Annotated in this window: 12 protein-coding genes and 1 riboswitch; of the genes, 3 read left to right on the top strand and 9 right to left on the bottom strand. The window is 53.7% G+C overall.

Going from position 1 to position 14,200, the window contains the following annotated elements:
* The first annotated feature begins 387 nt into the window (after positions 1–387).
* Positions 388–1,305, top strand: a complete 918-nt coding sequence (locus tag AC2FIP_RS00390; protein ID WP_496784769.1) for a GIY-YIG nuclease family protein — start codon at positions 388–390, stop codon at positions 1,303–1,305.
* A gap of 18 nt (positions 1,306–1,323) precedes the next feature.
* On the opposite strand, the gene AC2FIP_RS00385 is transcribed toward AC2FIP_RS00390, so the two are convergent.
* The 9 genes from AC2FIP_RS00385 to AC2FIP_RS00345 all read right to left on the bottom strand — a co-directional run bounded on the left by AC2FIP_RS00385 (position 1,324) and on the right by AC2FIP_RS00345 (position 11,818).
* Positions 1,324–4,425 carry a type I restriction endonuclease subunit R gene (locus AC2FIP_RS00385; protein WP_496784767.1) on the bottom strand — a complete coding sequence of 1,034 codons (3,102 nt, stop codon included), beginning with the start codon at positions 4,423–4,425 and terminating at the stop codon, positions 1,324–1,326.
* Positions 4,418–5,677 carry an AAA family ATPase gene (locus tag AC2FIP_RS00380; RefSeq protein ID WP_496784765.1) on the bottom strand — a complete coding sequence of 420 codons (1,260 nt, stop codon included), beginning with the start codon at positions 5,675–5,677 and terminating at the stop codon, positions 4,418–4,420. The genes AC2FIP_RS00385 and AC2FIP_RS00380 overlap by 8 nt, the downstream gene beginning before the upstream one ends.
* Positions 5,678–6,916, bottom strand: coding sequence for a restriction endonuclease subunit S (locus AC2FIP_RS00375; RefSeq protein WP_496784763.1), 1,239 nt, complete (start codon positions 6,914–6,916; stop codon positions 5,678–5,680).
* Positions 6,913–8,430: a type I restriction-modification system subunit M gene (locus tag AC2FIP_RS00370; RefSeq protein WP_496784761.1), complete on the bottom strand. Its 1,518-nt coding sequence runs from the start codon at positions 8,428–8,430 to the stop codon at positions 6,913–6,915. Before AC2FIP_RS00370 ends, AC2FIP_RS00375 begins: the two co-directional genes overlap by 4 nt.
* Before the next feature lie 23 nt (positions 8,431–8,453).
* Positions 8,454–8,648: a methylation-associated defense system helix-turn-helix domain-containing protein MAD1 gene (gene mads1, locus AC2FIP_RS00365; protein ID WP_058239057.1), complete on the bottom strand. Its 195-nt coding sequence runs from the start codon at positions 8,646–8,648 to the stop codon at positions 8,454–8,456.
* Between the two features lie 149 nt (positions 8,649–8,797).
* Positions 8,798–8,995, bottom strand: a complete 198-nt coding sequence (locus tag AC2FIP_RS00360; RefSeq protein WP_496784758.1) for a hypothetical protein — start codon at positions 8,993–8,995, stop codon at positions 8,798–8,800.
* A gap of 321 nt (positions 8,996–9,316) precedes the next feature.
* Positions 9,317–10,609 carry a type II toxin-antitoxin system HipA family toxin gene (locus AC2FIP_RS00355; RefSeq protein ID WP_496784756.1) on the bottom strand — a complete coding sequence of 431 codons (1,293 nt, stop codon included), beginning with the start codon at positions 10,607–10,609 and terminating at the stop codon, positions 9,317–9,319.
* Positions 10,609–10,854 carry a helix-turn-helix domain-containing protein gene (locus AC2FIP_RS00350; protein WP_025059995.1) on the bottom strand — a complete coding sequence of 82 codons (246 nt, stop codon included), beginning with the start codon at positions 10,852–10,854 and terminating at the stop codon, positions 10,609–10,611. The genes AC2FIP_RS00355 and AC2FIP_RS00350 overlap by 1 nt, the downstream gene beginning before the upstream one ends.
* A gap of 97 nt (positions 10,855–10,951) precedes the next feature.
* Positions 10,952–11,818: a hypothetical protein gene (locus AC2FIP_RS00345; protein WP_496784754.1), complete on the bottom strand. Its 867-nt coding sequence runs from the start codon at positions 11,816–11,818 to the stop codon at positions 10,952–10,954.
* Positions 11,819–12,466: 648 nt separating this feature from the next.
* Positions 12,467–12,673, top strand: a riboswitch (cobalamin riboswitch).
* A 94-nt stretch (positions 12,674–12,767) separates the two neighbouring features.
* Between AC2FIP_RS00345 and AC2FIP_RS00340 the strand changes: the two genes are divergently transcribed.
* Together AC2FIP_RS00340 and cobW are read left to right on the top strand one after the other, a co-directional pair.
* Positions 12,768–13,142, top strand: a complete 375-nt coding sequence (locus AC2FIP_RS00340; protein WP_142632902.1) for a DUF1636 family protein — start codon at positions 12,768–12,770, stop codon at positions 13,140–13,142.
* A 2-nt stretch (positions 13,143–13,144) separates the two neighbouring features.
* Positions 13,145–14,200 (top strand): cobalamin biosynthesis protein CobW, encoded by a 1,056-nt coding sequence (cobW, locus tag AC2FIP_RS00335; RefSeq protein ID WP_282021861.1) that lies wholly within the window; start codon positions 13,145–13,147, stop codon positions 14,198–14,200.

Genomic DNA, 14,200 nt, shown 5'->3' with positions numbered 1-14,200 from the left:
ACGCATGTATTCGGCGGAACAGAGTGGGAGAGGGCAAAGCCCGACCCATGGACCTGAACGGGGCTGTCAATCGGCCACATTTGCGAAGAAAATGTCTGCGCCGAAATCAGACGCAAATTCGCCCCGCGAGGAATGGCTCGCACGCGAGACAGGGGAAATTGGTGGCTGATTTTGGGGATGGTCTAAGGTTGACCGCTACGGTCAGGGATGTTGGGCGGACCAAAAAAGGAATGATGCCTGGATCGGGGTGAGCGGGCCAACGGTCCGTTGAGCCCCGGTGCAGTCTATTGCAAATAAGCCGTCCTCACGGGACGACAATCATCTGACTTCGTGTTTAAAGTGTGCTGTGCAGGCAATTGTTAGAACCATGTTTTAAAGGAGCAAGTCGTGCAATCAGAGGGCTCATTCGGTCGAACAATCCAGCTTTTCCTCGTAGACGGGAAGCCAACCGGGCTGCGAAAAGCGACGATCCATGGTTGGACAGGTTTGCTTTTTGTAAGCGGGGCTTCTGCATTCGGTGACCTTACCGCTCGTGAAGAGGTCGATCGGACCGGCATCTACATACTGTCGGGTCCTGATCCAGAAAAAGCCGGTGCAACCCGCACCTATATTGGCTCTGGAAACTCCGTGTCTGAGAGGATCAAGCAAAGCGCGATCAAAAGAGACTTCTGGGAAACGGCCATCACCATCACCACAAGTGACGATGACCTCTCCAAAGGACACGCGGAATACCTGGAGGCGCGGCTCATAGAGCAAGCCGCCCAAGCAGGTCGCGTCACGTTGGATAACGGCACACAACCGGACACCAGCAGGCGACGATTGCCAGAGGCTGACGTAGCCAACATGGAGCAGTTTCTATCAAACCTTCGCATTATCCTGCCCGTGATCGGTTTGGATATGCTCAAGCCACAACCGCGCGCGGTGACGCAAACAGCGAAGCCAGTCGAAGAGCGGACCGAAGGAGAAGTGCAGTTCGAGATTCGCCACAAGAGCGGTGTCAAGGCGACCGCTGTCGAAGAAGACGGTGAATTTGTTGTACTGGAAGGGTCCGAGGCGCTCACCGAGACCGGCTATGTCCAACAAAGCTACGGCAGCTTGAAGGAAAAGCTCATCTCAGATGGTGTCCTGGTCACTGACGCCAACCAAAAACTCAGGTTCACTAAACCTTGGTCCTTCAATAGTCCTTCAGCCGCCGCAGCTATCATCTTAGACCGAAACAGCAACGGTCGCCTGGAGTGGAAGGTCAAAGGATCGAAGCAGACCTACCATGACTGGCAACAAGCTGAAGCGAACCGACCCTCCTAGGCAGCGCCAACGCTTTCGCTAGACTTGCCCGCCGACCCCTTTGAACTTTTCGACAAAGGCCGAAATCTTCTCGAAGACAGTTGTCTTCATAGTCCGAAACTGCGGATTTAGTGGGCTCATTTTGGGAAGTATGGCATTTAGGTCGGCACCGTTTTCACTTGCAAATTCGCGTTTTATGGAAGCCGAAATATAACGCTTCGCGGCGTCAGAATTTAGATCTTCTGACTTGATAAGCTCCTCGACTTCCTTGCGTTGCTCGGCTTGGGCAAATGAAAAAAATGCGTCGATCACACCAGCCTTGTCATCAATCTGATCGAGATCAGTCCGGTTGATGAAGTCCACTATCAGACTCTCTTTTGCCCGATTGCCAAGACTGCCGCGAATGACACGGCGAGCATCTTCAATCAGATCTCCCTTGCTCTTCACTTTCTTGTTCTTGTCGAAGATCAGCTCGAGGATGTAGTCGAGGTTGATCTCTTGCGATTTAAGAAGGTCGACCTCAAAAACGACGTCATCCCACTCGATAGTGTTCTGTTCTTGCTCAGCCGACGACTTTTCTCGACGTAGCCAATCGCGAATATCATTGTACGACGATCTATAATCTTGAATCGCTCTCTCTGAGGGTAGGTCTATTGCCTCCAAGTCACGAAGGTCATCATCGTTCAAGTAGTGCTTTTGCTTGAACTCCTCGACGGCATCAGCGTCTTTTGGGTCTAGGCCCTGGTAGGCCTTCAATGCTGAGAATTCATCGTAGTTCCGAAGCACATTTTCGACTCTCAGATACTCACCAAAGAGCTTTGCAAACTCCTTCTTGTCTTCTTCTTTGACGATCTCGTCCGGATTGGGAAAGCGTTCGGTTAGCTCCTTCACAACATCAATGAACCCGCGTCGCGCCGCACCGGTTTCCTGATCAACGAAACCATTCATGTACTCGTCGTAGCTCTTTTCCAGCACAACGTTCTTTGTGTTCTTGTCACCGAACAACGTGATCGCATCAACTGTCGCTTGTTCAAGGTCCCTAAACGCTACGATATTGCCGAATGTCTTTGTCGCATCGTAGATCCGGTTGGTCCTGGAGAACGCCTGCATCAAGCCATGGTAGCGGAGGTTTTTGTCAACAAACAAGGTATTGAGCGTCGGAGCATCAAAGCCGGTAAGGAACATGCCGACGACAATTAGCAGGTCGATATCCTTCGAGCGAACCCGGCTGGCGAGGTCGCGGTAGTAGTTCTGAAAACCACTGCTATCGACACTGAAATTCGTTTTGAAAAGTGCATTATAGTCTTCGACTGCGGCGCTCAAAAATTCCTTGGCACTGCTATTCATCGCTGACACATCAAAGCTCTCGTCCTGAATGTCCCCGATCGCGTCTTGCTCTTCGTTGGCTGCAAACGAGAAGATCGTCGCGATCTTCAGCGGCTTTTCACTGTCTGCCTGCAGAGCGTTTAGGGTTTCGTAGTAGAGCTTGGCCGCATCTACACTGCTGACGGCGAACATAGCGTTGAAGCCACTGCTTCCCGCATGCATTCGGTGGGTTTTCTGACGGAAATTGTTTAGTATGTACTGCGAAACTTCTCGAATACGTTCTTGATGAAGCAGCGCTTGCTTGTTCTCAGCTGCGCTGAGCTTTTTTTCGTCTTGCTCTGTTTCAATGGCTTTAAACCGGGGACGTACATCGTTGTAGTCGACCTTGAATTTCAGAACCTTTTCGTCGCGAATGGCGTCAGTGATCACATAGGAATGCAACTCACGTCCAAACACGCTGGCGGTCGTTTCAGCCCCCAGTGCATTCTCAGGAAAGATCGGCGTTCCGGTGAAGCCAAACTGATAAAACCGCTTGAACTTCTTTTTCAGGTTCTTCTGCGCCTCGCCAAACTGACTGCGGTGGCACTCGTCGAAAATGAAGACCACCTGCTGATCGTACACCGGCAGATCGCCTTCTGATTTCATTAGATTATTCAGCTTCTGGATCGTCGTGACGATGATTTTGTTATCGTCTTTACCCAAGTTGCGCTTCAACCCGGCGGTACTGTCAGAGCCGTTGACACTGTCAGGGGAAAATCGCTGGTATTCCTTCATGGTCTGGTAATCGAGATCCTTACGGTCCACGACGAAGAAAACCTTGTCGATAAATCCCAGCTCAGTCGCTAACCGCGCAGCCTTGAAACTCGTTAGGGTCTTGCCAGAACCAGTGGTGTGCCAGATGAAGCCACCACCCTCTGGCTTTCTCCAGTTTTTGGCCTCAAATGAACTCTTGATCTTCCATAGAATGCGTTCTGTCGCAGCAATCTGGTAGGGGCGCATGACCAGCAATGTGTCGCTGACATCGAAGACCGAATACTGCAGCAAAACGTTCAGCAGTGTGCGCTTCTGAAGGAAAGTAGCTGTGAAGTCCTTAAGATCTTTGATCAGTTCATTGTCAGACTTCGCCCAGTTCATGGTGAAATCGAAGCTGTTCTTGTTACGCTTGGTCGTGTTGGCGAAATACCGGGTGTCGGTGCCGTTCGAAATCACGAAGAGCTGCAGGAACTTGAACAGGGAATTTTCGCTGTTGAAGCTCTCTTTGCTATACCGGTGGATCTGATTGAACGCCTCCCGGATCGCCACGCCGCGCCTTTTCAACTCGATTTGCACCAAGGGCAAACCATTGACCAAGATCGTCACGTCATAGCGATTAGAATGGGTGCCAACTTGCTCGAACTGCTTGATCACTTGCAGTTTGTTGCGTGCCTTGTTCTTTTTGTCGACCAGGTAGATGTTCTGGATGCGCCCGTCGTCAAAGACGAAATCATGGATGTAGTCGTCGTGGATCTTGCGGGTTTTGTCGACGAGGTTGTCGCTGGGTTTGTCTAGGTAAGTCTCGGCAAAACGTTTCCATTCTTCATTCGAAAACTTGACGTTGTTCAGTTCTTCTAATTGCACCCGAACGTTGGCGAGCATGGCCTCTTGGGTCGTGAGTGCAGGCATAAACTCATAGCCCTGATTGACCAGGTCCTGAACCAACTCACGTTCCAGATCATCTTCGCTCTGGTACCGATCGGCGGCGTCCCACTCTTTGGTGTACTTGTCGAGGACGATGAAATTCTTCGTTTCCGCGATGGTTTTCGTCTGCTCAACCATTTTGTTCGTCCTGCTTCCAATAGCCGTAGTTGTTTATCAAATGGTCCAGCAAAAACTTGACTGTCTGCTTTTCAGGTCCTGTCGGGTCACGAACCTCTTCGTTGGAAAGACTTGAGTGACTGGAGAACTGGATTATGCGGCTCAGGTAGGCTTGTTTTTCGCCTGGCACGGTATCTAGGAGATCACCCCATTCACGGTGCCCCAAGAAGCCCGCAGTCTTTTCATACAGATTGCGCAAGAGAGTGAAATGATAACGCTCAACTCTGTTTTCAGCGATCGCTTCCTCCAACACCCTCTTTAGGTGCAAATGGTAGGAAAAACTCTTATTCGCGTCGCCATACTTGACGTTCAGATTGTAGGTTCCATCCTCCAACCGCTCCAGCAGATAGCACCCTTCTTTCTTGCCCTGCTTCTTTAGGCCGAGCTCATTGTGCAGGACGTTATAAAACAGGGGGCTGTGCGTGGTTATGACGAACTTCAATCCTTGCGGAGCGATCTTGATCAAGCTGGCCAAGTTCACGGCCAATTCGATCAGATGGTTTTCGTCGAGCGAGCTGACCGGGTCATCGATGAAGATATATTCCAGCTGATCGAACTGCCGGGTGCCCCGCTCCTCTGGCTCTGGGACGTTCAGGACAGAGACCACCTCTTCGAGCAGTGTGTAGAAAATGCTCCAAACAAAAAGGCTTTCCTCGCCCTTTGAGATCTTGAAGTTGCCGGTTCCCTCGTCGCCGCCTGTATCAACTGAAAAAGTCACCTCAGAGAAAGCCTTGACCGTCGTTTCGTTTCCGTTTGCGTCTTGGCGCGTGTATTCCTCGTTGAACGTCGGCGTTAGCTTATCATTCGCATAGCGCTGAAAGTTCTTGGTGATGTTTATCTCTTGCCCCTGATCAACCAAAATCCAGTCGGTGAAGGTGTTTGGCTGGATCATCAACTTGGGGTCACCATCTCCTAGAAGGTCATTGTCCCAGTAGAACAAGTCTTCGGTGAAGGCGTTGTAATACAGGACTTTTTCGCGCGGGAGTTCACCATCTTCTCCCTCCTCTGGCTTTGGAGCGATAAGGTCTTTGAGGGCGCGAGACAGGCGGGTCTTACCGGTCCCGTTGAAGGCGTAGATCAGTTGTACTTTGGGGACAGGTTTTGTCTGCTCAACTTCCTTTGGCGGAATCTGCTTCGTTTCCTTGGTTACAGTCGTTCGGATGACCTGCGGCGTACTAAGCTGCTGTGCGATCTGTTCGAGGGTCTGGCTCATTTACGCGGCCTCCTCAGGTTTGGGGAAGTTAAGCAGCAGATCGCGGTAGTATTCATATTGCTGCTGACGCAGCTCAATTTCGCGCGGCAGGCCTTCGCTGAGCGACGTGGTCAGCGTGTTGAACTTGTCGAGAATGGCGACGATGCGGGCCTGCTCTTCAAGGGACCTTTCGGGGTCGTTCGGATAAGGGACCGGTAATTTTACCTTCTTGATCCCGTCAATCAGTAGCCTTTTGATCTTGCCGCTCGAAACGTGCTTGGCCTTCTGGTCATGGAAGGTGTCTGTTTGCATTGCGTAGGCGATGAACTTGGGGTTCATGGCATGGCGAAAGGCATAGCTATCGTCATGAATGGCGACCTTCTCTTCACCAAGCCACGCAACTGCTTTGCCAACGTCTTCGACGGTTTCGCTTACACCTGCAATCACCACGTCGTTCTGTTCAGCGTACCGAAGCGCATCGGCCATGTCGCTTCTGACCTTGGAAAGCGTTTCGTGCGCAAATACTCCGTAGTGGGTGTAGATCTCGCCGTAGTGGATGGCGGAAACACCGTCATCAACATAGTCGGCTTTAGTGAACCGCTTCCCGCGAATGAACTCACCAATTTCGTCAAGGGTCTTCCACTCGGCATCGCCACCCTCAAAACCTAGCAAAAGATCGCGATAGTATTTGTATTGTTGCTTTCGAGCCTTAAGCTCGGCTGTCAGCTCGGCTGTCAGCTCGGCTGTCAGCTCGGTGAAAGCGTCCAGAGTTCGCACGATATCCAATTGAATTTCAAGCGATCTCTTTGGCCGCTCTGGGCAAGGAATTGGCACCAGTTTATTACAGTAGCTACTAATCCATTGTCGTTTGTGGTCGCCATCAACCAACCCGCTGGGAAGAGTATTTAGCCAGTAGTAGATGTACTTGATCGAAAACTTGCTGTTGTCGCTCGAAGTGATCATCTTCATCGCTGATGATTTGGCTTTGAAATCGAAATCAACCCATTTGTTTGCTGTCGTGAAATCATCGAAGATTATGGTCGGGGTCTTCGATGCTTCGTAAATACCACTGGCTTCAGCAGTATACCCAAGCACAAAGGTTTTACCCGCCGTCAAAACTGGGGTCTTGAGACCTTCGCCATAGTTTTTTGACTTTACTAGGTACTTAGTGGGCTGCTCATATTGAGTGACCTCACCCAATGGTTTCCATACAACGGGAGCACCATCCAGCAGCCTTTGCAGAAAGCTGAGGTTGCTCATCTTTCGATCTCCGCAACGAGAACATCGATGTCCTTACGTAGCTCTTCAATTCTGGAAACGGTGGTCTTCAGCTTGGCATTCAGCTTGGTGATATCAATCTGCTCGCGGGTGTCTTTTGCTTCCACGTAAGTGCTAACGGACAGATTGTAGTCACTCTCAAAAATCTTGTCGTAAGCGACAGTTTCGGCAACGTGTCGAACATCGTGTTTGCCGTCAAATATATCAACGATTTTAGCAATATGCGCGTCTTGCATGACGTTGATGTTGACCCCTTTCTTGTAGAAATCGTCGCCACTGGCATCAATGAACTGAACGGTTGTGTCGGACTTGTTCTTGGCCAGCACCAGAATGTTCACTGAGATGGTGGTTCCGAAAAACAGGTTCGGAGCCAGCGCGATAACCGTCTCAACGAAGTTATTGTCGACCAAATATTTGCGGATCTTCTGCTCTGCCCCTCCCCTATAAAAGATACCTGGAAAGCAAACGATCGCAGCGCGCCCTTTGGCCGACAGGTAGTGCAGAGCATGAAGGACAAAGGCAAAATCGGCCTTTGACTTCGGAGCCAACACACCTGCCGGTGCGAAGCGTTCATCGTTGATCAGTGTAGGGTCATCCGCGCCCTTCCATTTCACCGAATACGGCGGGTTCGACACGATGGCATCAAAGGGTTTGTCATCGCCGAAATGCGGGTCTTCCAGCGTGTTGCCGTACTGGATGTTGAACTTGTCGTAGTTGATGTTGTGCAGGAACATGTTCATGCGGGCGAGGTTGTAGGTGGTGTAGTTGATTTCCTGCCCGAAGAAGCCGTCTTCGATGATGTGTTTGTCGAACTCATCCTTGGCTTGCAAAAGCAGCGACCCAGACCCCGCCGCCGGATCATAGATCTTGTTGACGCTGGTTTGCTTGTGCAAGGCCAGTTTCGCGATCAGTTTGGACACATGGGTTGGCGTGAAGAACTCGCCACCTGATTTGCCCGCATTGGCGGCATAGTTTGAGATCAGGAACTCATAGGCGTCGCCAAAGAGGTCGCCTTCGTTCTCGTCGAAGTTCAACGTCACGCTTTCTACGCCCTTTAGGACTTCCGCCAGACGTTCGTTCTTTTGCTTAACCGTGTTGCCAAGGCGGTTGCTGGTGGTGTCGAAGTCAGCAAAGAGGCCAATGATGTCGTCTTCGGACGGGTAGCCACTCGCTGAAGCCTCGATCGCCGAGAAGACTCCTGCCAAGTCGGTATTCAGGCTGTCGTTCTTGCTCGCGGTCTTGGCCACATTTTGAAAGAGCTGACTGGGATAGATAAAGTATCCCTTGGTCTTGATCGCATCGACTTTGACGTCATCGGGGATGTCAGCGTCAGACATTCCAGCATAATCGATACTGTCGTCGCCACCTTCGATGTAGTTGGTGAAGTTCTCACTGATGAAGCGATAGAACAATGCCCCTAGGACGAACTGCTTGAAGTCCCAGCCATCGACCGCGCCGCGCACTCTATTTGCGATTTGCCAGATTTCCCGGCGCAAAGCCTCAGCTTGTTGCTGACCCGTCATTTCTGCTCCCCTTCTTGTTTTTGTTCCTGCTCAGCAATCCAGCGATCGATCTCGCTTTTGCGAAACCGCCATGCGCTTCCCACCTTGAACCCGGGAACCTTCCCCTCAGATGCGAACCGATAGGCCGTTTTCTCAGCGATTTTGAGATACTCAGCGAGCTCTTTCACGGTCAGAATGTCTTCATTGGGCATTTCAAAAATGTCCTCTCTGAGGGATATGGATTGAAACTAGTTGAAAGGAGACGAAGCGACAAGCTTAGCTTTCCAGTGATCGATTGCGTTCATCTGCTGCCTACCCGTGGCGGCGTGCCAGGGCGAGAAAATCCGCCCTGGCATTGAGGTCACTCAGTGACCTGTTCTTCATCTCGACGCGGGAAGGCGACCATATCGACGTCGGGGAACATGCTGTGTTTGACGTTGATCGACGTGATGTTGCCGCTGTCGTCGGTGTTGACGAAGAGGACGCCGCAGCGGTCCCAGAAGTTCTTGCCGTCTTTTTCGCCGGATTTGACGTTCAGTTTCAGAGTTTGAGTAGCCATGTTTTGATCCTCACTTTGAGTGTTTCGATGAACAGGGCCAAAGCAGGCACTAAGGGGAAGTCAGCGGGAAAATTGGCTCGCGAGGAATGCGCTGGCGCAGGGGAATTTTCTTGTTGAAGCGGGGCTTGCACCGCGTCTGGCACGGCCGCCCGCTTATGTTCAGCAATCAGAAACACGGCGTTGAGGATCTGAGTTTGGTCATCAATCTCTGGGCTGGCCCGTCAAAGCTTGCCTGGAACGCTGCAACTACTGTACTGGGCCTGCAGATTGCTCACGGTAAATATGATCTACCGACCATAAAACGGAAATATGATCTGCGGATCATACGGCATGAAAGGCAATCGCCCGACGTCGTATGCCAGCAGCAATGGCATCTGCCAATGGCTGTGGAAATTCATCCGGCAGGTCTGCAAGCGTCTTGTCCAAGGCGGGTTCAAGCTCAGACGCGACGCCCGACAAGACCTCTTCCGCCAGCGCCACACCAAAACCTGCCGCCTTCGCAGCCTGCAGGAAATGGCGCGGCACGACCTCATTGATCCTATAGTGCCCATCCACAGCCATCGCGAGACGCATCCGGTTCTGGCGAATTTGACCGTCATCCACGGCTTTCTGAGCGCTTAGCACGTCATAAAGCGGGGTTATGCGGAAACCGCCGGGGCGCAATGCAATGCTGAAGTTCTTGGCGTGCCCGTCTGTCGCTCCCAAGAGCCAAAACAGCACCTGCGCACGGAAGAACGCGCGCTGATCTGTTTCTGGGTCATCACTGCCAGTCAGCAACCCGATCCCTTCAGTGATCCCCGGCCCGCCATCCATTTGGTATTTCTGGCTGGGTGGAACTGTGAGCGCCTGGCAAAAGTCTTCCTGCGGGAGGCGGATCAACCGGCCATCTTTGGTCCAGCGCCGATCGAACCGGGTCACAACAAGGCTCCGCACGTCCTCGAAGTCGGCAATCTCGACTTCAGCCACATCCATGCCCATGGCCCGACAGAGGTTCATGCAGAAAAATTCGTTCTCAACACTGTCAGACAAATCGATCTCTGCGGGCAGAACGCCAAGCTGCGTCTTGAGGATATGGGTTGTTGGGGTGAGCCCCGATGGACGGATCCACGCGCCCTCGTGGCGTAGCAGCGCCGTTTTCTCCTGCGCCCCTGCGATAGAAATGCGGAAGTCGTCTTCCTCGTCTAAGCCAAGGGGGGCACTTGCGAGGTTGCGTAACATATCCGCAATCTGTGCCTCGGAAACGGGCTCTCCCTCGAGTGCGCCAACCTCGGGGATCTCACCCGAAACGAACTGCAAGGCCCCCACACAATCGCGGCCGATCTTCTCCAGCATGTGCCACGCGTCCGTGCCGCCCGCACGCACCCGTGCAGCAACGCGTTCTCGTATCGCCTGATTGTCCGGCAGCAGGTTTTCCAGGTAGGCGATAACAGGGCCGCCCTGGTGTGCCTCTTCACGCAAAGGCAGCGAAAGCGAGATGGGCATGGCATGTTCCCATGCCAACCATTCCGGATCATAGATAAAGCTGATCGCGCCTGAACCAGCGAGACGCAAAGCCCCCACCAACCGTCCGTTCAGAAGCACTTGCATCGTGCCGCTACGCCCGTGTTTGGCCATCAGAAGATATCCTCAATCTCAAGCGAGCCACCGCGTTCCACCAATCGGAACTCAAGCCCAAGTGCCGCCATAACAGCGAGCACTGTGGCGAGCTTGGCTCCCGCGTCGCCATTCTCTAGCGACGAAATCGTCGCGACGCGCAAATTCGTACGCGCGCTGATGTCGCTTTGGGTCCAGCCGCGCGCTTTGCGCGTCCGGCGAAGTGCCTCGCCGATCTGCTCGGCCGTTCGTGCTGTGAGGTCCATGATGTGGCTCCTTTTACGGCACAGCGTAAATTGAAACAAATTACGCCGCAACGTAAATATTCACTTTTTACGCCATAGCGTAACAATCGAGCCGCACTCATGCCTGCAGCCCCGCAGCTCGAACTTGCTCAGGCGTCACCAGCTTTGACGCAATTAAGTCCTCGACCTGCCGGTTGGTGATATGGCGGCACAGAGGATGGCGCTCGTGAATCCACTCGGTGAGGCTGGCACGACCTTTGGCTTCCAACTCTCGCGCTTTCTCGCGGTCCGCCTGTATCTGGGCGAGCCCTTTTTCCCAACGTCGCATCTTGAACCAATTGTCGGAGAAACACACCTTGCTGCGCGTGTAGCCCTCGGTTTCGTTGGCATAGGCTTTGACCGCCTGCAGCAGGTCATCGGGCTTTACCCCGGATTTCACCGTCGCTGAGATCAAGCGCAGAGTAGCTCTCCGGTCTCGGATCCTGTCCTGAGGATAGGCCGCTAGGACCTTCTCAGATTCAAGATCTTCAACCTCCTCCTCCGCCGCCTCGCGCTTGCGCGTAGGTGGTTTATGGATGGTTTTGGGATGGTTTGGGGTCCACCGTGAACCCCGTACCCCGTTCACCGTGGACCCCGTACCGGGTTCAGGCTGGACGGGGTTCACGGTGGACCCCGCCTCAATGTCGGGCTCAGCCGTGGGTTCGAGCGCGGCCACGCGCTCCAGAACGATGCGGTAAATGACGGTGTAGCCGTTCTTGCATTGCCGCCGCCCCGTCTCGATCAGAATGCCTTCGCGCAGGAAGTCGATGATGGTGCGCTTCACTGTGCTCTCGCTCAGCTCTGTGTGGCGCTGGATCGTCCCCTTGGAACACCAGATACCCGAGCCGTCATCGCTCGCCTTGTCGGCCAGGAACATGATGATTTGCTTACGCGCGGCGCTACCAAAGCGGCGCTCGGCGCATTCGTTTGCAATGCGCCAGCTCAATGGACCACCTCACCGGTCAGAGGCCGCGAAAAAGCTGACTGAGCGTTTGCGGTAAGGCATTGGCCCGTGCTAAAGTCTTCCGAAAGCTGACAGGCTTTTTCTATTTGGCCCCGGTTCACAGTTGCCGCTGTGACGGGGCCTTTTTCGTTTTGAACCGGCGAATTTGGCTTTGAAACTTTCGCTTTTTGTTCACTTTTTGTCAGGGGGTATTTTGCACCCCTAAGCCATTGTTTTTGCTGTCTCTCTTTCTGGATTGCAAATCCGTGTACACCGGTTCGATTCCGGTACTCGCCTCCAATACTTTCAAACAGTTGCTTCGCATTCGGCTTTTCGAGCCTGCGACACGCCGTCTCGCTACAGCAGTGCTTTGCTGAGTGAAGCTTGGCACCGGATTGATCAGAAGGCGGTGAACTCACTGGCTCGGCCGGTAAATTTGACCGCTCTATCGATTCCACGCGATATGCCCTTTGAAGTGACGGGCCCGCGAATCCTTTCGTCTGGATATCTTCGAGGCGCAAAGCCCAAATTCGCCTGCGGTCATTTTGCATATGGCTGACCAAACATGCCGCTGACAGGCATTGGCAGGTCGCTTTTCCATTCTCGATGATTTCCGTGCGTCTGCCGCGCTTGACAAGCCCCCTGCCCGTGCCGCATGTCCCATCCGTTGGTGTCTGCACATGCAGATGAAAAGGGAATGCGTCAGCGGTCATCCGTCAAACGCAGCCGCCCCCGCGACCGTGACCGGAGAGGGTGCCCAAAGCCACTGGCCAGACAGGCCGGGAAGGCGGGACATCTGCCAGAGGCCAGCCTCTGACATCCGCAAGCCGGGAGACCTGCCAACATCCGAAGTTGAAACCGGACGGGGTGATCCGGTGTCGGGCCCATGTCGCAATACGTGGCCCGCATGAAACCCCGTCCCCCGCGAAGAGGATTTGGGGGGATGAGAGACATGACCGAGACCACACCTGTTGAACTGCTGGTGTGCACGACCTGCCGCCGCGGCCTGCCCGTCGAGAATGATGCAGATCGTCCTGGGGCGTTGCTGCACAAGGCGTTGGAGCAGGCAGAACTTCCTGATGGCGTCACTTTGAAGGCAGTAGAATGCCTTTCAAATTGCGATCAGGGCTGCTCGATTGTGCTGCGTGGCGGACCCAAACGTTGGACCTTTGTCTATGAGCATCTCGATGAAACCGATCATGTCGAGACCATTGTTGAAGGCGCGACCAAATATCTCGCGACCCAAGATGGCCTCGTTAAATGGCGCGAACGTCCTGAACATTTCCGCAAAAACTGTGCGGCCCGCATTCCCCCGATTGGAGCTTAGATATGAGCAATCTCGAAAAACTGCCCGTCACTGTGATCACCGGCTTTCTGGGCTCGGGCAAGACCACGCTGGTGCGTCATCTGATGCAGAACCCGCAGGGCAAGCGCCTGGCCATTGTGGTCAACGAGTTTGGAGATGTTGGCGTCGATGGCGATATCCTCAAATCCTGCGCGATCCCCGATTGCCCGGCGGAAAACATCATGGAATTGGCCAATGGATGCATCTGCTGCACCGTGGCAGATGATTTCATCCCGACCATCGAGGCGCTGATGGCGCTAGAGCCGCGCCCCGATCACATTCTGATCGAAACCTCTGGCTTGGCCCTGCCCAAGCCGCTGCTGAAAGCGTTCGACTGGCCGGATATCCGCTCGAAAATCACCGTGGATGGCGTAATTGCTCTGGCCGATGCCGAAGCTGTGGCCGCCGGTCGCTTTGCCCCGAATGTCGCTGCGGTGGATGCCCAGCGCCTGGCCGATGACTCGATTGATCACGAAACGCCGCTATCCGAGGTGTTCGAGGACCAGATCTCCTGCGCCGACATCATTCTGCTGACCAAGCCTGATTTGGCGGGTCCCGAGGGTGTTGCCAAGGCCAAGGAAATCATCGCAGCTGAAGCCCCGCGCCCTCTGCCCGTGGTCGAAGTGGCCGAAGGCGCTGTGGATGTACGTATTGTGCTGGGGCTTGAGGCCGCTGCAGAAGATGACATGGAGGCGCGTCCCAGCCATCACGATGGCCATCACGATCACGAGCATGATGATTTCGAAAGCATCATTGTCGAGCTGCCGGAACAGACCGATCCGGCCCAGCTGGTCGCCAATATCGAACGTCTGGCGAATGAACTGAACATCCTGCGGGTCAAAGGCTATGCCGCTGTTACCGGCAAACCCATGCGCCTTTTGGTGCAGGCAGTCGGGGCCCGTGTGCGTCATCAGTACGACCGCCCGTGGGAGCCAGGTGAAGAGCGTCGCTCGCGTCTGGTGGTCATCGCCGAACATGACGATATCAAAGAGGCTGAAATCCGCGAAATCCTCGTGGGTGTGACCGAGGCCGCCGAGTAA

The organism is Ruegeria sp. CDSB114 (assembly GCF_059611025.1).
The sequence above is the reverse complement of the archived record's forward strand: the minus strand, read 5'-3'. Positions and strand labels throughout refer to the sequence as shown.